This is a genomic window from Tepidibacter formicigenes DSM 15518 (genome assembly GCF_900142235.1).
GTDB lineage: Bacteria > Bacillota > Clostridia > Peptostreptococcales > Peptostreptococcaceae > Tepidibacter > Tepidibacter formicigenes.
On the sequence record NZ_FRAE01000009.1, the window covers coordinates 1 to 24000 of the forward strand.

General features: G+C 27.9%; 22 protein-coding genes and 1 other annotated feature. Of the genes, 1 reads left to right on the plus strand and 21 read right to left on the minus strand.

Annotated features, from left to right (window positions below):
* Window positions 1-338 precede the first annotated feature (338 nt).
* From aroE to BUA77_RS02430, 16 genes are all read right to left on the minus strand, one after another.
* Entirely contained in the window at window positions 339-1172 is an 834-nt protein-coding gene (gene aroE / locus BUA77_RS02355; RefSeq protein ID WP_242939067.1) for a shikimate dehydrogenase, read from the minus strand.
* A gap of 83 nt (window positions 1173-1255) precedes the next feature.
* On the minus strand, window positions 1256-1777 hold the full coding sequence (locus tag BUA77_RS02360; RefSeq protein WP_072886946.1) for a tryptophan transporter: 522 nt from the start codon (window positions 1775-1777) through the stop codon (window positions 1256-1258).
* 139 nt (window positions 1778-1916) lie between these two features.
* Window positions 1917-2183: a binding site (T-box leader), on the minus strand.
* Between the two features lie 80 nt (window positions 2184-2263).
* Entirely contained in the window at window positions 2264-3436 is a 1173-nt protein-coding gene (locus BUA77_RS02365; RefSeq protein WP_072887102.1) for an NAD(P)-dependent malic enzyme, read from the minus strand.
* A 10-nt stretch (window positions 3437-3446) separates the two neighbouring features.
* On the minus strand, window positions 3447-3995 hold the full coding sequence (locus BUA77_RS02370; RefSeq protein ID WP_334292343.1) for a Fe-S-containing hydro-lyase: 549 nt from the start codon (window positions 3993-3995) through the stop codon (window positions 3447-3449).
* A 16-nt stretch (window positions 3996-4011) separates the two neighbouring features.
* Complete coding sequence (locus tag BUA77_RS02375; RefSeq protein WP_072886948.1) at window positions 4012-4854, minus strand: fumarate hydratase; 843 nt, start codon at window positions 4852-4854, stop codon at window positions 4012-4014.
* Between the two features lie 131 nt (window positions 4855-4985).
* Entirely contained in the window at window positions 4986-5195 is a 210-nt protein-coding gene (locus BUA77_RS02380; RefSeq protein WP_072886951.1) for a hypothetical protein, read from the minus strand.
* Window positions 5196-5197: 2 nt separating this feature from the next.
* The gene (locus BUA77_RS02385; RefSeq protein WP_072886954.1) at window positions 5198-6352 is read right to left on the minus strand and encodes a Ger(x)C family spore germination protein; all 1155 of its coding nucleotides are present in this window, start codon (window positions 6350-6352) and stop codon (window positions 5198-5200) included.
* 15 nt (window positions 6353-6367) lie between these two features.
* Window positions 6368-7522, minus strand: a complete 1155-nt coding sequence (locus tag BUA77_RS02390) for a Ger(x)C family spore germination protein (RefSeq protein ID WP_072886956.1) — start codon at window positions 7520-7522, stop codon at window positions 6368-6370.
* A 6-nt stretch (window positions 7523-7528) separates the two neighbouring features.
* Entirely contained in the window at window positions 7529-9046 is a 1518-nt protein-coding gene (locus BUA77_RS02395) for a spore germination protein (protein WP_072886959.1), read from the minus strand.
* Window positions 9047-9177: 131 nt separating this feature from the next.
* A complete protein-coding gene (locus BUA77_RS02400) occupies window positions 9178-9813 on the minus strand; it encodes a nitroreductase family protein (protein WP_072886961.1) in 636 nt (211 codons plus the stop codon).
* A 104-nt stretch (window positions 9814-9917) separates the two neighbouring features.
* Window positions 9918-10358 (minus strand): MarR family winged helix-turn-helix transcriptional regulator, encoded by a 441-nt coding sequence (locus tag BUA77_RS02405; RefSeq protein WP_072886963.1) that lies wholly within the window; start codon window positions 10356-10358, stop codon window positions 9918-9920.
* A gap of 92 nt (window positions 10359-10450) precedes the next feature.
* Window positions 10451-10726 (minus strand): sigma-70 family RNA polymerase sigma factor, encoded by a 276-nt coding sequence (locus BUA77_RS02410; protein ID WP_330389971.1) that lies wholly within the window; start codon window positions 10724-10726, stop codon window positions 10451-10453.
* A 79-nt stretch (window positions 10727-10805) separates the two neighbouring features.
* Window positions 10806-15092: a 2-hydroxyacyl-CoA dehydratase gene (locus BUA77_RS02415; protein ID WP_072886967.1), complete on the minus strand. Its 4287-nt coding sequence runs from the start codon at window positions 15090-15092 to the stop codon at window positions 10806-10808.
* Between the two features lie 101 nt (window positions 15093-15193).
* Entirely contained in the window at window positions 15194-15373 is a 180-nt protein-coding gene (locus tag BUA77_RS02420; protein ID WP_072886969.1) for a hypothetical protein, read from the minus strand.
* Window positions 15374-15476: 103 nt separating this feature from the next.
* A complete protein-coding gene (locus tag BUA77_RS02425) occupies window positions 15477-16313 on the minus strand; it encodes a YjjW family glycine radical enzyme activase (RefSeq protein WP_072886972.1) in 837 nt (278 codons plus the stop codon).
* On the minus strand, window positions 16306-17796 hold the full coding sequence (locus BUA77_RS02430; protein ID WP_072886974.1) for a YjjI family glycine radical enzyme: 1491 nt from the start codon (window positions 17794-17796) through the stop codon (window positions 16306-16308). The genes BUA77_RS02425 and BUA77_RS02430 overlap by 8 nt, the downstream gene beginning before the upstream one ends.
* Window positions 17797-18003: 207 nt before the next feature.
* Between BUA77_RS02430 and BUA77_RS02435 the strand changes: the two genes are divergently transcribed.
* Complete coding sequence (locus tag BUA77_RS02435) at window positions 18004-19542, plus strand: recombinase family protein (RefSeq protein WP_072886976.1); 1539 nt, start codon at window positions 18004-18006, stop codon at window positions 19540-19542.
* A 44-nt stretch (window positions 19543-19586) separates the two neighbouring features.
* On the opposite strand, the gene BUA77_RS02440 is transcribed toward BUA77_RS02435, so the two are convergent.
* The 5 genes from BUA77_RS02440 to BUA77_RS02460 all read right to left on the minus strand — a co-directional run bounded on the left by BUA77_RS02440 (window position 19587) and on the right by BUA77_RS02460 (window position 23981).
* The gene (locus BUA77_RS02440; protein ID WP_072886978.1) at window positions 19587-19844 is read right to left on the minus strand and encodes a YkuS family protein; all 258 of its coding nucleotides are present in this window, start codon (window positions 19842-19844) and stop codon (window positions 19587-19589) included.
* 106 nt (window positions 19845-19950) lie between these two features.
* Window positions 19951-20334: a sigma-70 family RNA polymerase sigma factor gene (locus BUA77_RS02445; RefSeq protein ID WP_408645626.1), complete on the minus strand. Its 384-nt coding sequence runs from the start codon at window positions 20332-20334 to the stop codon at window positions 19951-19953.
* Between the two features lie 58 nt (window positions 20335-20392).
* Window positions 20393-22054: a peptidoglycan D,D-transpeptidase FtsI family protein gene (locus BUA77_RS02450; protein WP_072886982.1), complete on the minus strand. Its 1662-nt coding sequence runs from the start codon at window positions 22052-22054 to the stop codon at window positions 20393-20395.
* 57 nt (window positions 22055-22111) lie between these two features.
* The gene (gene udk / locus BUA77_RS02455; RefSeq protein ID WP_072886983.1) at window positions 22112-22756 is read right to left on the minus strand and encodes a uridine kinase; all 645 of its coding nucleotides are present in this window, start codon (window positions 22754-22756) and stop codon (window positions 22112-22114) included.
* A complete protein-coding gene (locus tag BUA77_RS02460; RefSeq protein ID WP_072886985.1) occupies window positions 22746-23981 on the minus strand; it encodes a peptidase U32 family protein in 1236 nt (411 codons plus the stop codon). The genes udk and BUA77_RS02460 overlap by 11 nt, the downstream gene beginning before the upstream one ends.
* Window positions 23982-24000 lie beyond the last annotated feature (19 nt).

The window sequence follows — 24000 nt, forward strand, 5'->3', positions numbered from 1 at the left end:
AATAATGTTAGTAGCTTACACTTACTCCAAATTATGTTCAGGCGTAGCCTTAAGTTTCAACACTGGATTTAAAAAAATACAAAACAATTTAAGAAAAACACAAGTTATTAATATTTATAATGCTGCAATACAAGGTGAACCTATTAATAAAATTTTTGAGTATCTGAAAATTGCATAGAAATGACTTTGGCTATTTAACTGTAAAATTTTTCAAGTAAAATTGCACTTTTATAGTATTGTCTAAAATTTGTAAAATAATACCTTGTATAAAAGAAAAAAGTCATATGTTTTTTATTCCTTTTAAATCAATAAAAAACATATGACTTTAAATTTACATTTTACAATATACTTTCTAATTCTTTTTTATCTGCTTTAATACCTGTCCATATATAAAAAGCCTCAATTGCTTGATTTATAAGCATGTCTATTCCACCTAATGTTTCTAAGTTATTATATTTTGCCCATTTTAAAAACTTTGTTTCTCTTGGATTATATACAATGTCACAAACTAACATATCATTATTTATTTTTATATTTTCATCAATTACACTACTATTAATATTTGGATTCATTCCCAAGGATGTAGTATTTATAAGTATATCTATACTTTCTAAATCTTTTTGACCTATATTCAAATCACCAGTATTAGTTTCTATGTCAAAATTATCTTTTATTAATCCACATATATTATTTGCTTTTTCTAAACTCCTATTTCTAATTTCAATAGATTTTGCCCTAGAGTTTGCAATTTCTACAGCTATACTTCTAGCTCCTCCCCCAGCTCCTAATATCATAATATTTTTACCTTTTATTTTATATCCTTTTTCTAAAATAGAATTTACAAATCCTATTCCGTCAGTATTATATCCTACTAGTTTTCCATTTTCATTTTTTATAGTATTAACAGCTCCTATTAATTTTGCGTTAAAAGATATTTCATCTAAATATTTTAGTATATTCACTTTATGAGGAACAGTTATATTAGCACCAAATATTTTAAGAGCTTTTATGCCACTAACCGAATCTTCTAATTTTTCTGGATTAACATCAAAGCACATGTATTTATAATTTAAATTATATTTTTTAAATAAAAAATTATGTATATTAGGTGAAAAACTATGTCCTACAGGATGCCCTAAAAGACAAATTAATTTAGTTTTACCATCTATCATAATACCCCTCCTTAATACATATTAATTATACCAAAATTAAAAGCCCCAATGTTATTTTAAAATTGAGACTTTTAATCTAATATTTAATTACTGACAAATTTAGCTCCTGAAACCTTAATTGCTACTCTAACAGCATTATAAATAATTATTGTTACAAAAATATTAGTTACTGCAGTTGGAAGTACTATACCTAAAAACAATCCTTTAAATGGAGCTGGAAGTCCTACTATAAAAAATGCAGATGTTAAAAATATAGTTCCACTTATAATAGTTCCTACGAAAGATATTAATGCTACAGATATTTGATTTTCTTTGTACTTTCCTATTATTTTTATTATTAAAAATACTAAAACACAAGTAACAAATTTATCTATAATATTAGGAATCTGTCCTCCTGGAAATGTAGTTGTCATAGCAGTTATAAACCCTCCAATAACTGCTGTTAGCATAGAGTTTTTAAAATCACTATTTATAAGAATAGACACAAACATTATAGACAGCATTAAATCAAATTTCATGCCGGCTAATATACCTGGAACAACCTGATGTAATATAAATCCTATAGCAAGTAGTAAAGCTGTTAATATATTTTTTCTTAAATTCATATAAATCTCTCCTTTTATTTTTTATTTTATTGCAATTAATAATTTTCTTATATTTGAATTTGTATTTATCCTTTATTTCAGTTCATAACATACTGATCACCCCTTTTTAAACATTAAAAAAAGCCTTTCATCCCTATAATCAAGGGACGAAAGGCTTTACTTCCGCGGTACCACCCAAATTAGATATTAAAATACTATCTCACTTCACAGATACGGAGATTTCTCTCGATATCCTGTTTCTATAACGGGAAACCCCCGACCATGGCTAATTTTCAAGTATACACATTGAATTTCACCAGATTTCTCACAGGTCCATTCATTAGAATTTTAATAATGGGACTTTCACCAATCTCCCATTCGCTGAGTATCAAACATTCTAATTACTACTCCTGATCTTAGAATTTAATATATCTATTTTTTATATAATTATATTAAATAAAACTAAATATTGCAACTATTTTTAAAACATTTTTCATAAAATTTAAATTATATACGAGCAACATCACTTTTTATTGCAGCTTTTTTTACTGCATCAGCTACATTTTCTGAAACTTTTTTGTCAAAAGCCTTAGGAAGTATATTGTCAAGACTTAATTCATTTTCAGGAATAGAATTAGCTATTGCAAGAGCTGCTGCAATTTTCATATCTTCATTTATATCTTTAGCTCTTACATCAAGAGCTCCTCTAAATATTCCTGGAAAAGCTAATACATTATTCACTTGATTTGGAAAATCTGATCTTCCTGTTCCTATTATAAAAGCTCCTCCTTTTTTTGCTTCATCTGGCATTATTTCTGGAATAGGATTTGCCATGGCAAATACAATAGGCTTTTCATTCATTGATTCAATCATTTCACAATTTACAACATTAGGCCCTGATACACCTATAAAAACATCTTTTCCTTTTATAATGTCTTTTAAGGTTCCCTTTTCATTATGCTTATTTGTAATTTTAGCCATTTCCTCTTGAGCCCAATTTAAACCTTCACGACCTTCATAAATAGAACCTTTTCTATCGCATAAAACTATATTTTTAACTCCTAAATCTATAAGAAGCTTAGATATTGCAATACCAGCAGATCCTGGTCCATTTAATACAACTTCGATATCTTCTATTTTTTTATTAGCAAGCTTTAAACTATTGATAATACCAGCAGCAACTACTATAGCTGTTCCATGCTGATCATCATGAAATACTGGTATATCTAAAACTTCTTTAAGTTTTTTTTCTATTTCAAAACATCTTGGAGCTGAAATATCTTCTAAATTTACTCCTCCAAATACTGGTTCAAGTAGTTTTACAGTTCTTACAATTTCATCTACATCTTTAGTATCAACACAAATAGGAAAAGCATCAACCCCTGCAAAACTTTTGAATAAAATTGCTTTTCCTTCCATAACAGGAATTGAAGCTGTAGCTCCTATATCTCCAAGTCCAAGCACTGCACTTCCATCACTAACTACTGCTACTAAATTAGATTTCGAAGTATAATCATAAACTTTATTTTTATCTTTATGTATTTCTCTACAAGGCTGAGCAACTCCTGGAGTATAGGCTATAGATAAATCATGTTTATTTTCTACTTTAACCTTACTTTCTACTCTTATTTTTCCTTTATTTTCTTCATGTAATTCTAAAGCTAGCTTGTTATAATCCATCATAATATACCTACTTTCTTTCATATTTTTTTCTTTCTATAGTATACAAATTATTACCTTTACTATCTATTACAACTGTTACCGGAAAATTTTCCACTTTTAACTTTCTTATAGCCTCAGCTCCTAAATCTTCATATGCTATAATTTCAGATTCTTTAATAGAATTTGCTATAAGTGCACCAGCGCCACCTACAGCTGCAAAGTATACACACTCATAGCGTTTAATACCTTCTAAAACATTTAAGCTTCTATCTCCTTTTCCAACCATCCCTTTTAATCCAAGTTTTAACAAAGGAAGGGTTAAATTATCCATTCTATAACTTGTAGTAGGTCCTGCTGAACCTATAACATCATCTGGCTTTGCCGGAGCTGGTCCTACATAATAGATTATACTGTCCTTTATATTAAATGGAAGTTTTTCTCCTTTTTCTATAGATTTTAAAAGCCTTTGATGAGCAACATCTCTAGCAGTATATATAGTTCCACTTATATAAACTATATCTCCTGCAATTAAGCTTTTTACTTTATCCTTAGTTAAAGGAGTTGTTATTTTCTTTATCATTTTCACATCTCCTTTATAAAATAATTTCTTCATGCCTTGAAGCATGGCAATTTATATTAACAGCTACAGGTAATCCTGCTATATGAGTTGCAAATACTTCTATATTTACAGAAAGTGCAGTGGTTCTTCCTCCAAATCCTTGAGGCCCAATTCCAAGATTATTTATTTTCTCTAAGACCCTAATTTCTAAATCTCTTATATGATCTAATTTACTATTCTTACCTATAGGTCTTAAAAGTGCTTTCTTTGCTAAATATGCAGCTTTATCCATAGTTCCTCCAATTCCAACTCCTACAACTATAGGGGGACATGGATTAGGACCAGCCTTTGATACTGTTTCAACTATAAAGTCTTCTACTCCTTTAACTCCATCTGATGGCTTTAGCATATTTATTCTACTCATATTCTCACTTCCAAAGCCCTTAGGAGCAAAAGTAATTTTTACTTTATCACCCGGTACTATATCATAATATATTATAGCTGGTGTATTGTCATTTGTATTTTTTCTAATTAGAGGATCACTTACTACTGACTTTCTTAAATATCCTTCTTTATATCCTCTTCTAACACCTTCATTTATCGCATCATTTATATTTCCCCCTAGAAATTGAACTTCTTGTCCAACTTCTAGGAAAACAACTGCCATTCCTGTATCCTGACATATTGGCATTTTATTATCTCTTGCTACTTGAGCATTATTAATTAAAATATCTAATATATTTTTACCTAATTCAGACTCTTCTTTTTCTTTATTTTTTTTAAAAGCGCAAAGAACATCTTCTCCTAAGTTAATATTCGAACTTATACACATTTTTTTTATAATTTCAGTTATATCATTCACATGAATTTTTCTCAAATCTAATCCCCCTTATTTTGAAAATACAAAACATCAACTATATATCTATTGTAATTTTTTTTCTAATATACTTCAAGAAAAATAATAAATAGTTCGGAAAAACAAAAAAAGATCTTATAAAAAGACCTTTTTTATTTCCCTAAAACAGTTAAAACAACTTTTTCAATAGCCTTTGCAGGACTAGGAATTTTAACTCCTAAGCTAAGTAATATACTTATTACAAATGCTAGTCCAAACATTACAGAATATAACACTAATTCTTTTCTTTGATTTCTTTTAACTAAAGGAACTATCTCAATAAATCCTATAATTAAATAAGCTAAAATTATTAAAAAAACCATAATTAATCACCTACCTTAATAGGTTTTGATGTTAAAGCACTTCCTTTTATGTTTATTTGTACATTTATTTGAGTTTCTAAATTTTTGAAATTTTCACTCCATTTTCCTTTTACTTTTTTCCATACATGAGGCATTTTTCTATGAACAATACTTCCAAATCCAAAAATATCACTTTCATATTCTTTTTGAGCTTTTCTTATTACATCCTTCATTTGTTTTTCTATTACAAATTCTGCTTGTTTTTTTAACTTTTCACGTCCTTTTTCACTTATAAGGTCTTCATCTCCCATTATTTCCCCTATACCCACATCAATTTCAGAATCAATTTTCATTAAAATATTTCCATCTTTTAATATAGGTTTTACCTTTGTTTTTGCTTTAAATATTTCTAACCCAACATCTATATTTTTTTCACCTACATCTTCTATTACAAATACACCTCCTTTTAACTCATCCTTTATAAGAAGCATACTTCTTGTTTCTATCCCATCAATATATCCTACCATTTTATCTTTTTTAAATACTGCACTTCCGTATATTTCTGGAACTATATCCTCCTCTTTTTTAACCACATAAGCAACTGGAAGAATAGGAGAAATACCTTCAGAAGATAAATCCTTTAAAAACTCATGAAGCTCAACTGCCTGAAATTTTGATATTGACTTTTCATTTTTTAACTTATCTTCTAAATGTGCTGAAATTGTAGCATGAAGCTTTGTTTTTCCTTCTAATATCTCTTTAGCTGTTTTTTCCTTTGAAATTAAAATCCATATATCTGCTCTAACCTCTGCATCTCTAACTATAAAATCAAGTATAGGTACGACTCCTTCTTTTGCTATATCCTCACTTATAATAAATATCTTAGCGTGAGACCAATATGGCTTTTTAGCTGAATGTATAATCATATTTCTTATTGCATCAAATATGGTATCACCAGTTTCAGATACTATGTCTGTGTTCATTTCAAATTTTTGTCCTGCTAATGGTTTTATAATCTCTGTAGTAAGAATATATTTTTCTTTTTCTCTATATTTGTCTATAGCAGCACCATGAACTATACTCACATCACTAATTTCCCTATAGTTCCAGCATCCTGTAAGTATAAATCCATTCATAATAATTACTATAATTAAAAAAAACACATTTATATGTTTCATTTATTTTACCTCTTATTAATCACCTATTTTAATAGGCTTTGATGTTAAAGCACTTCCTTTAATATTTAATTTTACATTTATTTGCGTATCTAAGTTTTTAAAAATTTGACTCCAGCTACATTTTACCTTTTTCCATTCATTAGGCATTTCTCTATAAACAACGTTTCCAAAACCAAAGATATCACTTTCATATTCTTTTTGTGCTTTTCTTATTACATCCTTCATTTGTTTTTCTATTACCAATTCTGCTTGTTTTTTTAACTTTTCACGTCCTTTTTCACTTATAAGATCTTCATCTCCCATTATCTCTCCTATCCCTACATCAATTTCAGAATCAATTCTCATTACAATATTTCCATCTTTTAATATAGGCTTTACTTTTGTTTTTGCTTTAAATATTTCTAAACTAACATCAGTACTTTTTTCACCTACATCTTCTACTACAAATACTCCTCCCTTTAATTCGTCCTTTATAAGAAGCATACTTCTTGTTTCAATTCCATCAATATATCCTACCATTTTATCTTTTTTAAATACTGCACTTCCATATATTTCAGGAACTATATCTTCTTTTTTTGTAACCATATAAGTAACTGGAAGAACTGCTGAAATTCCTTCTGATGATAAATCGTTCAAAAACTGATGTAGCTCAACTGCTTTAAATTTAGATGTTGATTTTTCATTTTTTAGCTTATCTTCTAAATGTGCTGAAATTGTAGCATGAAGCTTTGTTTTTCCTTCTAGTATTTCTTTAGCAGTTTTTTCTTTTGAAACTAAAAGCCATATATCAGCTCTAACTTCTGCATCTCTATTTATATAATCAATTACATTTACAATTCCTTCCTTTGCTATTTCTTCACTTATAATAAACACCTTAGCATGAGACCAATATCCCCTTTTAGCCGAATGAGTAATCATAGTTCTTGCAGCATCAAATAAAGTATCTCCTTTTTCAGAAATTACATCAGCATCCATTTTAAACTCTTGACCAGCCTTTGGTTTTATAATTTCTACACTAAGAATATACTTTTCTTTTTCTTTATACTTGTCCACAGCAACTCCATTAATTATATTAACATCACTGATTTCTCTATAGTTCCAACATCCTGTAAGTATAAATAGACATATTAGAATGGTAAAAACTAAAATGATTATTTTTATATTTTTCATTGTATTTTACCTTCTTTCATTCTTCTTTCTTTCTAAGTTTTTATTTGCAATTAATTTTGGCCTATAATGCATATACCACCACGGAGCCCTTATAGTTGTGTCTTTCAAATCCTGAGTATCTATAGAACCTAAATTTAACATATACGGTACTCCAAAAGATCTAATAGACATTAAATGAATAAATAAACCTATAACCCCAAATATATATCCATAAAGCCCAAGAAAAGATGCTAATAATAAAAATATAGTTCTAATTATAAGTGTAGGACCTAGCATTTTAGGAGTCAAGAAACTTGAAATACCAGTCATTGCTATTATTATTACCATAGGAGCACTTATAAATCTTGCATTAACAGCAGCTTCACCTAATACTAGTGCTCCTACTATACTTATAGTAGCACCTATAGGTTTTGGAAGCATAATTCCTGCTTCTCTTAATACTTCAAAAACAAATATCATAGCCATTGCTTCAAATATAGTTGGAAAAGGTATCCCTTCACGAGCTGCTGAAATACCAATCAAAAGAGGAGTTGGAATCATTTCTTGGTGATAAGTAACTAATGCTAAATAAATAGCTGGTATACTAGTTGTTAAGAAAAAGCCTATATATCTTATAATTCTGTTAATAGAAGCATATATAAAATTGTTATAGTAATCTTCATTTGATTGAAAATACTCCATAAATAAAAAAGGTAATGTTAAAACAACAGGTGTTCCATCAACCACTAAAGCAATTTTGCCCTCTAATAAATTAGCCACAACAACATCCGGTCTTTCCGTATGCCCTATTGTTTTAAATGGCGATAGAGGTTCATCCTTTATTAGTTCTTCTATATATCCTGATTCAAGTACTCCATCTATATCTATTTTATCTAATCTATATTCTAATTCTTTTAGGATTTTGGGAGATGCTATACTTTCTATATAACATATACAAACCTTAGTTTTTGTACAATTCCCTATAGTTTTAAATTTTAATTTCAAATCAGAATTTATAACCTTTCTTCTTATCAACCCTAAATTTGTACTAATAGATTCTGTAAATCCTTCTCTAGGTCCTCTTACTACAACTTCTGACTCTGGTTCAGTTATAGCTCTTCTTTCCCACCCCTGAGCACTAACAGATATAGCTTCATCAATTCCATCAACTAAAATAACTACATGTCCATATAAAATTTTATCTATTAAATAGTTAACATTTTTTTCTTTAGAAGCTTCAGCTGCAAATATAATTTCTTCCAGTATCTCATCTGCATTATTTTTTTTTATTTCTTGAGTCATTAATGGTTGCATTATATACTCATTAAGTATCTCTTTTTTTACCATTTCATCAACATAAATTATACAATAATTGAATTTATTTACTTTTTTATTTTTTAGTTTTCTATATTTTATAGTTTCTATACCCGCCAAATTTTCTTTAAACATATTTATATTATCTTCAATTGATTTTGAAAGTTTTAAATTACTATATTCATTTGAATTAGTATTTTTTATTTTACTTTTTTGTTTAAATATTTTCATTATAAAACACCCTCTGTTTTTTTATATGTACTTTATGTTATATAATTATTTCCATGATTTCATTTATATATTCTTATTTACATGTAAAAAGTCCCTATATCATGTTTTATGATATAAGGACTTTTTTGAAACTATTCAATTACCGTCATAACTTCTTCTACTGGTTTTCTAGGAGGACTTATAATCTCTCCATCAGGAACACCAATAGGAGTTATTGCAACAAGGGTATATCCTTCTTTTTCAAATCCTATAAATTCAGCTAATTCATTTTTAGCATAATTCGGTCCCGTCATCCAGCAACCTCCATATCCCATATTAGCAGCAGCTAAAAGTAAATTTTCAATAGCTGCTCCTATATTTTGTATTCCTGGAGCTGGTTTTAAAAGACTATGTATTTCTTCACTAGATGCTCCACCTTCTTTTAATAAATCTAATGCCGTAACAGGATAATCTCCTGCATATACCATTATAAGTACAGGTGCGTTTTTGAACATTGTAAAGTACTTTAAAAACTTCATAAATTTTTCACGTTTTTTTTCATCTTTTGTATAATTTGCAACTTCTTCATGTTTTCTTTCTATTATTTTAGCCATTTCTTGTATTTTTTCTTTATCTTTAACAACTACAAAGTGCCAATTTTGAACATTTTTACCTGATGGAGCATACGTAGCAGCTTTTATCATTTCTTTTATATCTTCCATAGGTACATTTTGGTCTTTAAACTTTCTAACACTTTGTCTTTTGTAAATAAAATCTAAATTTTTCATATTCATCCTCCTTAAGTTAAATAATAAAATAGTTTTATGTCAAACTATATCACTAATAATATTGTATACAATATTATTATAGTTTGATATCAAACTATTGTCAATTATTTTTGGCTAAAGTTTTGATTAAGCTTGTTCAATAACTTTGCTAACATATCCTCTTCTTCTTCTGTAAAGCCTTTGTATGCAGTATCAATTAAATTTTTAGAAATCAAGTCAAATTTGTTTTTTATACTTTTCCCCTTTTCTGTAAGAACTATATAAGTAATTCTTTTATCTTCTTCACACTTTTGTTTTTCTATATATCCAAGTTTTACAAGTTTGTTAGCTAGAGCTGTAACTGTTGATTTATCTCTACGAATTAAATCTGCTATTTCCTTCATAGTTAATTTCCCACCATTTTCATATAATACAGATAATATAGAACCATGAGATGGAATTAATTCCTCAAGTCCATGATTCTTTAACTCTCTTTCTAAAAACCTTTGAGCTTTCTTTCTTGTTCTACTTATATATCCTATAATATAATTTCTATATTTATTCATCTCTTATCTACCTCTTAATTTTTTATATTAATATTTAAATAATTATACTATTAATTAATTATACTATAACTACTTCAAAAACAAAAAGGATCTTATGAATGATCCTTTTCGAAACAAAACTCTTTCTTAAGTTTTTTTAGAGCCCTTTTTTCTATTCTAGAAACATAAGAGCGAGAAATATCTAATTTTTTTGCAATTTCTCTTTGAGTTTTATATCCACTTGGTGTAAGTCCATATCTTAACTCTATAATTTCTTTTTCTCTTGAAGTAAGTAAGTTATTAATCTTATCATACAATTTTTTTATTTGTATTTTTAGTTCAACTTCATCTATAACATCATCTACATTAGTTCCTAATATATCTATCAAAGATATCTCGTTATCTTAAACCTCCTATCAATTCCATATATTTATAATAATTAAAGTCGTCAGTTTAAAACTAACGACTTTAACATATAGACTCCATATTAACAACTTTATCATATTTTTTAACTTTCTCTAATTCTTCTTTATCCTTTATATTGTTAAATGCAACCTCAAGCATAAGCTTAATTCTATTTAATTGATTTACTTCACTAGCTCCAGGGTCATAGTCTACAGCTACAATATTAGAATTAGGATATTTTCTTTTTAATTCCTTAATTACTCCCTTTCCAGTTATATGATTAGGAAGACAAGCAAAAGGCTGCATACATACTATATTTTCTGCTCCATCTTCTATTAATTCAATCATCTCTGCTGTTAGAAGCCATCCTTCACCAGTCTGATTTCCTAAAGATACAAAAGAACTTGCTTTTTGTGCTAATTCATAAATAGATATTGGAGGGCCAAATCTTTTACTTTCCTTTAAAGCATTTCTAACATCTTTTCTGAAGTATTCAATAAGTTTTATTATAAATTGACTTAATATTTTATATCTTTTTTTACCTGATAAGTAATCATACCTATATATATTCCCATAAATACTATATAAGAAAAAGTCAATAAGATCTGGGACTACAGCCTCTGCTCCTTCATTTTCTATAATGCTTACAATATCATTATTTGCTATAGGATTAAACTTAACTAATATTTCTCCTACTAAACCTATTTTAGGTTTTTTTGTATCTATAATCTCTAGACTATCAAAATCACATACTATATCTTTTATATTTGTTTTAAATATTTTTATGTTACCATTCTTTACATTTTCTTTACATGCTAAAACCCATTTATTATAAAGTGAATTAGATGAACCAGAAAATTTTTCATAAGGTCTTACCCTGTATAAAACCCTCATAAGAACATCTCCATAAATACAGGACATAATCATTTTTTTCATAATATTAATTGTCAATCTGAATCCAGGATTTTTTTCCATTCCTGATAAATTAGCAGAAATGACAGGTATTTTTTCAAATCCTGAATCTTTTAAAGCTTTTCTTAAAAATCCTATATAATTACTAGCCCTACATCCTCCTCCTGTTTGAGATATAATAACTGAAGTATTATTGATGTCATATTTTCCAGATTTTAAGGCATTAATTATTTGCCCAATTACTATAATAGATGGATAACAAGCATCATTATTTACATATTTAAGACCTTCATCTATGCATTTTTTATCAGGTGATAAAAGTACTTCTAAATTATATCCCTCGCTTTTAAATGCTTCCTGTATAAATTGAAAGTGAATAGGAGACATTTGGGGACATAATATAGTATGGTTTTTTTTCATTTCTTTTGTAAATATAATTTTTTCATTGTTTTTTACTATTTTTTTAGGAATAAATTTATTTCTATCCCTTTCTTTTAATGCTGCTATTAATGAACGTATTCTTATTTTAACTGATCCTAAATTACTTCCTTCATCTATCTTTAAAACCGTATATATTTTGCCATAATTATTTAAAATTTCTTCTACCTGATCAGTTGTTACTGCATCTAAACCACATCCAAATGAGTTTAATTGAATAAGCTCTAAATTTTTCTGAGTTGCTACAAAGCTTGCAGCTAAGTACAGCCTAGTATGATACATCCATTGATCTACAACTCTTAAAGGTCTTTCAATTTTTCCTAAATGTGCTACAGAGTCTTCTGTAAGCACCGCTATGCCATAAGAAGTTATAATGTTTTGTATTCCATGATTAATTTCTGGATCTAAATGATATGGTCTTCCCGATAGAACAATTCCTATTTTCCCATTTTCTTTTAAGTATTTTAAAGTTTCTTCTCCTTTTTTTCTTATGTCTTCCTTTATCTTAATATCCTCTTTCCATGCTATATTTACTGCTTTTTCTATTTCACTTCTATTTATGTTAAAATCTTCAAACACTTCACAAAGTCTTTTTACAAGCCTTTTTTTGTCATTATAAGGGATAAATGGATTTAAAAATTTCACATCATTTTTCATAATAATATCCATATTGTTTTTTATAACTTCTGAATAAGATGTAACTATTGGACAATTAAAATGATTATTTGCTTCTTTTTCTTCTTTTTTTTCATAAGAAATACATGGATAAAAAATGGTTTTTACTCCTTTATTTATAAGGGCTGTTATATGTCCATGTACTAATTTTGCTGGATAACAAACAGATTCCGAAGGAATAGTTTCTATTCCCAATTTATAAATATTTTTTGAAGAACTTGGAGAAAGCTCAACTCTAAATCCAAGACTTGTAAAAAAAGTAAACCAAAAAGGATAATTCTCATATATATTAAGAACTCTTGGAATTCCTATACTTCCTCTTGTAGCTTCTTCTTTTTCAAGAGGACTATAACTAAATATTTTTTTATATTTATAATCATAAAGATTTATTATCTCTTCACTACTTTTTTCTTGCTTTACTCCTTTTTCACATCTATTTCCAGAAATAAACTTTCTTCCATCATTGAATTTATTAACTGTAAGCAAACAATTATTTGTACATTTTTTACATCTTGTCATAGAAGTTTGTATAGAAAATTTATCAAGTTGATTTTCTTTCAAAAGAGTACTTTCATATCCTTTATAATATCTGTTTTTTGCAATAAGCGCAGCTCCAAATGCTCCCATTATTCCCGATATATCTGGTCTTATAACTTTTCTTTGAGTAATGATTTCAAAACTTCTAAGTATAGCATCATTATAAAAAGTCCCACCTTGAACTATAATTTTTTCACCTAAATCCTCTAACTTTCTCATTTTTATAACCTTAAATAAAGCATTTTTTATAATAGAATAAGAAAGTCCTGCAGAAATATCCCCAATAGTAAATCCTTCTTTTTGAGCTTGCTTTACTTTAGAATTCATAAATACTGTACATCTCGACCCTAAATCAACTGGTTCTTTTGCAAGTAAAGCATTATTTGCGAATTCCTTTACACTCATATTAAGAGAGTTTGCAAACGTTTCAATAAAAGAACCGCATCCTGACGAACAAGCTTCATTTAGCATTATACTGTCAATAGTTTTATTCTTTATTTTCAAACATTTCATATCTTGTCCACCGATATCTAATATAAAATCTACTCCTGGCAAAAAAAACTGGGCTGCTGTATAATGTGCTACAGTTTCAACCTCTCCTATATCAATTGATAATGCTGATTTTAAAAGTTCTTCTCCATATCCTGTTACTGCTGAATTTACTATTTTTGCATTAATAGGTAGTTTATTATATAAATCTTTTAATACTTTTATTACAGACTCAAGGGGTCTTCCTTCATTACCACCATAAAAAGAATATAAAAGTGAACCTTCTTCATCTATAAGTGCAATTTTTGTTGTAGTAGATCCTGCATCTATACCTAGATAGCAATTACCTTTAAAATTGTTTAACCCTTTCCTCTTTACTTTATTTTTACTGTGCCTTAATCTAAACTCATTAAGTTCAAATTTATTTTTAAATAAAGGTTTTAGTTTTGCTACTTCATTATTTTCAAAGCCTCTCAAATTAAATAGTTTATTTATTAATTCATCAAAAGAAATTTCTTTTTTATTTCTTGACTCCATGGCTGCTCCTATAGCGACATAAAACTGAGAATTTTCAGGAAATATCACTTCATCATCTTTTAATTTTAAAGTTTCTTTAAATCTTTTTCTAAGCTCAGATAAAAAACAAAAAGGGCCTCCTAAAAATGCTACATTCCCCTTTATAGCCTTACCACATGCAAGCCCTGATATAGTTTGATTTGCTACAGCCTGAAATATAGAAGCTGCAATATCTTCTTTTGGTGCTCCTTGATTTAAAAGAGACTGTATATCTGTTTTTGCAAATACTCCACATCTAGACGCTATAGGATATATGCTTTTATAATTTTTTGCAAGTTCATTAATCCCTGTAGCATCAGTTTTTAAAAGTGCTGCCATTTGATCTATAAAAGCTCCCGTACCACCTGCACAAGTCCCATTCATTCTTTGCTCTATTCCACTATCAAAAAATGTTATTTTTGCATCTTCTCCTCCAAGCTCAATAGCTACATCAGTAGATGGAATGAGATTTTCAATAGTTTTTGTACATGCTACAACTTCTTGTATAAATTCTACATTCAACCATTTTGATACATAAAGACCTCCTGATCCTGCTACCATAATAGTTATATATCTATCTTTAAACTTATCATAAGCTTCATTTATTAATTCTTTAACTGCTTTTTTTATATCTGAATAATGTCTTTTATATTTACTAAAAACTATATTATTTTTATTATCTAATAACACAATCTTAACAGTAGTTGAACCTATATCCAATCCTAAATTTAATGAATTTTTCATATAAATCACAGCTTAAAAGCTGCAATTCACCCCCAATCCATCATATACACACTATATTAACGATATTTAAATTTTCTTTGAATTATATTTTTATCTATATATTAAACTTCTTCTCCTCTAGATAATAATTCTTCAATAATTTCCCATCCGACCCTATGAAAATCCTGTAATACTTTATTTACTTCTTCTAAATTTGATTTTGGTCCTATTATATATACTTTTGTATTTCTAAATTTATAAAATTCATCATATTCTACATCTTCTTTTAATCCATTATTCATTACTTTTCCCTCCTATTAGAATATATGAGTCTATAAATTTGTCCTATTCTTCATAAAAAAAAATAGTGCTTAAGAGAAATAATCTTAAAGCACTATTTTTGTATTAAACTAAAATTATATTTTTACATCCATTTTTACCTGCTATATCTAATAGTTCATTCATCATTTCATCACTAGGTACATAACTGTTGATAATACCTTCACGTACTCCAATTGGCCTATATTTTATAATTTTATATCTTATATTAGGATTTAAAGATGAGAGTAGTTTGCTGATCATATCAACATTATAATAATTATTTAAAAGCTCTGGAACAATGACTGTCCTTATTTCATACAATTTATTAATACTTGCAAGATATTTTACATTTTCAAGTACAACATTATTATCCATACCTGTAAGCATATTATGCTCTTTAGGATCATATGATTTCACATCTACCATGGCCATATCCATTATATCAACTAATTCTTTTTTATTATATAAGGGAACAGACCCATTAGTATCAACAAAAGCTGTTAGTCCTATACTCTTTACTTTTTTAAATAAAGATATTAAAAATTCTGATTGAAGTGTACACTCCCCACCAGAAACTGTTATACCCGAAATAAATGATTTTACCTTATTTATTTCTTTAAAAACTTCATCAACACTCATATAAGATGTTTTTGGCAAACTATTGTTTTTACAAGATTTTAAACACATATCACACTGTTTGCAAACTTTTTCATTCCATATTATATTTCCATTTTCTAGTGAAATAGCATTATATGGACACGAATTTATACATACCCCACAATTATTACAAATATTTATAGTCTCTGGGTTATGACAATAAAGACAATCAAAATTACATCCCTGAAGGAAAATTACTGTTCTATTTCCTGGACCATCTACAGAGCTAAAGAGAAGTATTTTATTTACTAATCCTCTAGACATGTTTTCTAACCTTTCTTTCTAATATCTTGTTATTCTTAACTGATCCAAGACCTAAAGCAACAGTATCTCGAAGTACCTGTTCTCCCCTATCTAACTTCTCTATTTCCGATTTTTTAACAAGATATCCTGTAATTCTAATCACATCACAATCTGTAGAATATAATGAAAAATATCTCATATTCTCTTTAAAAGCACCTTTGATAATATCTAAAATAAACTCTGGATTTTTCTTTGCCATACTGTCAAAGTTAAAAATATCACCTATACCAGATGAAAAAAACTTATGAAACTTAGCTGATTGAATTAAATGCTGATGAATCTGTGGCTCTTCTCCAATAGGTATTCTACATCCAGGACTTATTCCCCTATCTGTATCAATTCCTACCTGTGCATGTAATAAATATTTTCCACCAGAAACTTTACAGTAAGGATTGTTATGCTTATTTACTTCTTCTTCTAATTTAGCAATAATTTTCAATCCTAATTCATTAGCATATTCACCATGTCCAAATCTATCTTCTTGACTATTAGAATCAATAAAATGATTTACACATTCAGCAAGACCAAACATCCCAAACATAGCTGTAAATTTATCCTTAACTATTAATCCTTCTCTAACTAAGAAGCTTGATTCAAAGAAACCGCTTTCATTAACTAAAAATCCAACTCTCTCATCCATATAACCAGCCATTCTTTTTACTGCATCTGGAAGAACTAAATTAATAAAATCATTTATATTCTCCGCTTTTTTAGCTAAATCTGCTAAATTTAATCTTACTAATGTATAACTTCCTCCACCAATATTTAATCCATTATAACAACTAACAATACCATATTCACCAAATTCACTTGAAAAAATTTCATGATTTGCAAAGCTTGGTTTTGCTGTAACAAGTGCTGTATTTATTGCATCAAGCGCAAAATTATCAGATGTATCTTTGCTGTATTTAATTGTAATATTAGGTATAGAATTTTGAAGTTCTCTTTCTGCTTTTAATATTAGTCTTCCAGCTTTAGTGTCTTTTGGACCAATATTAGCATGGCAAAATGAATCTGTAAGAGTTCTATCAATATGAGTTAAAAATAGCTTAATAGCCTTATAAGCTTCATTTTCATCTTCTATAAATGAATCAAGTAGTGTATCTATATTTCCTACATAAACGGGAAAAGAAGTTATAGAAGGAACATGTTTATATAAAATTAATAAACTATTTATCGCTTCCCAAATATCTTTAGGAGGTTTAAGTCCTAAAAATTCACTTCCATTTTTTATAAATTTTTCATAATCAGGTACTATATATCTAGGTCTGTATGGAGCATTTCCCTCAAAAAGATCACATATTATACCTTCTTCTCTATATTCCTGAGCTTCTTTACTTATATTAAGTACATTCAAACTGTTTTCTGCCTCTCTTGCAAGACTTAATACTTTTTGCTCATAAGTTAAACTAGTATCCTTTATTATGTCTAAAATATTCCCCATGGTACGTCACTCTCCATTTAAAATATTTTAACCACTTTTAAATGGTTGTTTAACATGCTAAGATTTAACATGCTGTTATATATATTTTATACCTATTATTACACTTTAGCAAACGTTGTCTTTATTTTAATATATTTTTTTAAGATACATAACTTTTTTCATTATTTAATATAATTTTTACTAAAGATACTTGAAAGGAAGATATTAATGGAAAAAGTATGCATGTATCTTAGAAAATCTAGAGCTGATGAAGAAGCAGAAAAAAGAGGTGAGGGAGAAACTCTATTAAAGCATAAAAAAGCCCTAAACAAATTTGCAAAGGAAAATAATCTTAATATAGTTTGTATACGAGAAGAAATTGTTTCAGGTGAAAGCCTTATGCACAGACCTGAGATGTTAAAACTTCTTAAAGATGTAGAAAAAAAAATGTATGATGGAGTTTTGTGCATGGACCTTGATAGACTTGGTCGTGGAAATATGCAGGAACAAGGTCTTATTTTAGAAACCTTTAAAAAATCAAATACAAAAATAATCACCCCTAGGAAAACTTATAATTTAAAAGATGAATTCGATGAAGAATATTCAGAATTTGAGGCATTTATGGCTCGTAAAGAGTTGAAAATAATAAATAGAAGGCTTCAAAATGGGAGAATTAGAAGTGTAGAAGAAGGAAACTATTTGGGAACTCTTCCTCCATATGGATATGAAATTTATTATACAGATAGATACAGAACCCTTAAACCTCATAAAGAGCAAGCTGAAATAGTTAAAATGATATTTGATTTATATATAAATCATGAAATGGGAGGAAAAAAAATAGCTAATACCCTAAATGCTATGGGATATAAAAGCTATACAGGTAAAAAATGGTCTAGTTCTTCTGTTCTTAGTATTATAAAAAATAAAGTATACACAGGAAGGATACAGTGGAAAAAAACAGAAAATAAAAAATCAAAAAAAATAAACCAAGTAAAAGAAACTAGAATTAGACCTAAAAAAGAGTGGATAGATGTTGAAGGAAAGCATCAACCAATAATTTCTATAGAAATGTATGAAAAAGCTCAAAAGATTTTATCTAAAAAATATCATACCCCTTATAATTCAAAAAATACAATAAAAAATCCATTAGCAGGATTAATTAAATGCTTTAATTGTAATTCATCTATGGTACTTAGACCTTATAAAAATAAAGATGCTCAAATTATGTGCTATAAAAATTGTGGTACTAAAAGTAGTAAATTAATATATATAGAAGAAAATCTAATTCTAGGACTAAGTAAATGGCTAGAAAACTACAGAGCCAATTGGAATATAATAAAAATATCAAACAAAGATATAGATTCTACTATAAATTTATATAAAAAAAATTTATATAATTTGAAAAAAGAATTATATGAACTTGAAAATCAAAAAAATAATCTTCATGACTTATTAGAACGCAAAATATACAATGAAAATACTTATATAGAAAGATCAAAAAACTTAAATGAACGAATTGAAAATATAAAAAAATCTATTGAGAAATTAGAATTTAACTTAAAACTAGAAATAAAGAAGCAAAGTAGTAAAAAAAATGTTATTCCTAAAATAGAAAAAGTTATTGATGTTTATAAGAAAACAAATGATCCTTCAAAAAAAAATAAATTATTAAAATCTATAATTTATTATGTAGAATATAAGAAAGAAAAACATCAAAAAAATGATGAATTCACTTTAATTATTTATCCTAAATTACCTAAAAAATAACCTATTACAAGCTATTTTTTAGGTAATTTATATTTTAATATTTTTTATTTTAATACTCTATCAAGTGCATTCTTAACATCTTCTGAAGTCATCCCATTAGCTTTAATAATAGGTATTTTAGTAGATGTATCTTCAATTCCCATTACATTTGAAGATGATCCTGAAATAACTAATGCATCAAGAGTATTTAAATAATTAGGGTCATTTTTTTGATTAGTATCAATTAGTTGTATTTCATATCCTTGATTCTTTAAATACTCTTTCATAGAAGACAGTTCCTTCTCAACACCAACATTTTTCATGAAAAAACCTCCTTTATATAAGTCTATCATTAGTATTTGCATAATTAATCTTCTTATCCAATAAATTTAAGCTAATTTTTAAAAGCAAAAATGATAGATAAAGTGTTCAAGATATTTCATTCCCCTCTTTATCTACCCCTATTGGATCCTGTAGTGAAACTTCTCCTTTATTTTTTTTCCCCGCTCTAATACTCATTAATATTTCATTTTCTATACATCTAGCAGCATAAGTAGCAAGCCTTGTTCCTTTGTCTATATTGTATGTTTCTATTGCTTTTATGAGCCCTATTGTTCCTATAGATATTAAGTCTTCCAATTCTTCTTGATAATTTGTATATTTTTTTACAATATGTGCAACTAATCTTAAATTTCTCTCAATGAGAATACATTTTGCTTTAAGGTCTCCATCCTTAAACATCTTTAGATACTCTAGTTCTTCTTTAGGGGTTAGTGGATTAGGAAAAGATTTTGTGCAAGCCAATATATTCACCCCCATATATTGAGTCATTTTATATTATATGAACATAAAGTTTTCATTGTGCCTGTACCTATTTAATATTATTTATATTTTTAACAATCTCTTTAAATACAGGAGCTGCCGAGCGACTTCCTGATTTCCCGTCATATATGAATACTGTTATAGCATATTTAGGATTTTTTGCAGGATAATATCCTGTAAACCATCCATGTACTAGCTTTTTACCATCAACATAACTTTCTGCTGAACCTGTTTTTCCTGCACATTCTCCTTTAAGTCCCTTAATATTACTTGCTGTTCCTTCTTGTACTACTCCTTCCATTAGTTTTCTAACTCTATTTATTATGAAGGGAGATACAACTACCTTTTCATTTTCATTTTCATTTTCATATTTTTCTATTTCTTTCATATTTTCATTAAGCACTGAATCAAATAAATATAACTTTTTGTAAACTCCATTATTTGCCAATATTTGTGTCATTTGATTTACTTGAAGTGGTGTTACTTCTATATCTCCTTGTCCTATAGATATATTTCCTATTGCATTTCCTTTTATTTTATCTCCCTTAGGAAGATTTCCACCTTTTTCTTCTTTAAGCCCAATATCAACTTTATTTTTTAATCCCATTCTTTTAGCCATATCTAATATTTTTTTACTGCCAATTCTTTTTCCTACTTCAACAAATACAGGATTACATGAATTGTAAAAAGCTTCTTCAAAGGTTTCCTCTCCATGGCCTTCTCTTTTCCAACATCTTATTTTAAGTCCTTCTAAATCAATTACACCTGTATCATAGAATTTTTCATCTTCATCTACTACTCCTTCTTCAAATGCAGCAAGTGCTATAATTATTTTAAAAATAGATCCTGGAGGATAAGTAGATTGAACAGCTTTATTTATAAGCTCTTGATTTTCACTATTTATATAATCTTCAATCTTATTTGGGTTAAAATTAGGTCTAGATGCCATGGCTACAATTTCTCCTGTCTTTATATTTGAAACCACAACCGCCCCCTTTTTTTTGTCCTTATCTAAAGCTCTTTCAACTGACTTTTGTATATCATAATCTATGGTCAACTTTACATTTTTTGCTTTAAGATTTTCATTTCTATATTTTTTAAAACTCCCCAAAACTACATTCTTCCTAGCATCTAGAAAAGCTTCCACGTATTCCTTTTTTTGATTTTTTAATAAATCATCTTTAGCTTTTTCTATCCCGCTTACACCCTCATTTTCATATTTATTTATATATCCAATAACATGAGTAAGTAAATTTTCTTTTAAATATCTGTGTGTTTTGTTTACTATTAAAACTCCACTTTGACTTTCTATTTCTTTTTTAAGATTTTCATTTAGGTGTTTTATTTTTAACTCTATCAAATCACTTTTACTTTCAAATTTTTTATATATATTTTTTTCAGACATATTAGTTATATCTTTTAAAAGCTCTATCTTCTTTTTATCTAATTTGAAATTTCTCTTTAATACAACAAGAACATCTTCTTTTTCTTTATCTGTCAAAAGAATATTATTTCTATCATATATAGAGCCTCTATTACTAGTTAAATCTACTTTTATTTCACTTTGTCTTACTGCTCTATCATAATATTCTTTTCCCTTATAGCCTTGAATATATAAAAGTTTTCCTAAAAGTATAATAGATATGAAAATATATAAATATAAAACTATATTAATTCTCTTAATTTTCTTTTCAGTATGTTTTTTTCTCAAAAAAACACCTCCTAATAAGGATTATTTTTTCCAATTATCAGGAGGTTAATACTTTATTTAAACATCTTTATTTACTTTTGATTCTATTATAGATATAAGTTTAGCTACGACTATGTCTATAGCCACTTCATTATATCCACCTTCAGGGATTATAATATCTGCATATCTTTTGTAAGGCTCTATAAACTGCATATGGGCAGGTCTTACTGTTGTAAGATATTGGTCTATCACAGATTCTACTGTTCTTCCTCTTTCTTCTATATCTCTTTGTAATCTTCTAAGTATTCTGATATCATTATCAGTATCTACAAATATTTTTATATCAAGCATCGATCTTAATCTTTTATCTTCTAAAATCATTATCCCTTCAACAACTATTATGTCTTTTGGATTTATTGTTACAGTTTCTCCCAATTTTCTTGTATGCTTTTCAAAGTCATATACCGGCTTTTCTATACTTTTTCCATTTACTAACTCATTTAAATGAGTTATAAGTAAATCATTATCAAAAGCTAGTGGATGGTCATAATTTGTTTTTAATCTTTCTTCAAAAGGAATATGACTTTGATCCTTATAATAAGCATCTTGCTCTATTATAGCTATATTCTCTTTAGGAACACTTTCTATTATAGTTTTACATACTGTACTTTTTCCTGAGCCTGTTCCTCCAGTTATTCCTATTATTAACGGTCTATTTTTCATCTTTTATCTCCTTCCTTAATATATAATTTTCCTTTACAGGAACATTTAATTTCATTTTTATTATTTGTCTTGGATGTGGAGCTACATCTATTTCTTCGCCTTCTAATGTCCACATTTTTTCTATATTAGCATATATAGTTTCTATATTAGGTCCTATAATTTCTATTTCATCTCCAATAAACATTCTATTTCTCTGCTCAACAACTGCAAGACCTTCTTTTTCATTATATTCCTTAACAAGCCCTATAAAATCATAATTTCTTATATATGAACTAGACCCATAGTGCTGTTCCTGTGATCCTGGCTTTTCAAAATAAAATCCCGTTGTAAAATCTCTATGACTTGCTTTTTTTATTTCATCAAGCCACATAGTATTGAATTTCCAATTTTGAGGATCTTTATAATATTCATCAATGGCCATTCTATAAGCTCTGACAATACTTGCAACATAGTAAGCTGTTTTCATTCTTCCTTCTATTTTTAAACTTTTAATTCCTGAGTTTATAATTTCAGGTATATACTCTATCATACATAAATCTTTAGAATTAAAGAAGAAAGTACCTCTTTCATCTTCATATACAGGGAAATATTCTCCTGGTCTTTTTTGTTCAACTAAGTAATATTCCCATCTACAAGGATGTGCACACGCTCCTCTGTTTGCATCTCTTCCTGTCATATAATTACTTATAAGACATCTTCCTGAGTATGATATACACATTGCGCCATGGATAAATGCTTCTATTTCCATATCTTGCGGAATATTTTCTCTTATTTCTTTTATCTCTTTGAATGAAAGCTCTCTTGCAGTTACTATCCTATTTACTCCCTGCTTGTACCAAAATTTAGCGCTCATATAATTTGTGTTATTTGCCTGTGTACTCAGATGAACTTCCATATTAGGTATAACTTCTTTAACTATAGATAAAACTCCTGGATCTGAAACTATAACTGCATCTATACCTATCTCTTCTAAAGTTTTTAAATATTCATCAAGTCCTTCAAAATCTTCATTATGAGGTATTATGTTTACGGTTACATATACTTTTTTACCTCTTTCATGAGCAAATTTTACTCCTTCTTCCATTTGCTCCTTAGTAAAGTTTTTAGCTCCTGCTCTTAATCCAAAAAATTCTCCTCCTATATATACCGCATCAGCACCATAAGTAATAGCCATTTTTAATTTTTCTAAATCTCCTGCTGGAGCAAGTAATTCTACTTTTTCCATAAAAAAACACCTCTTTATT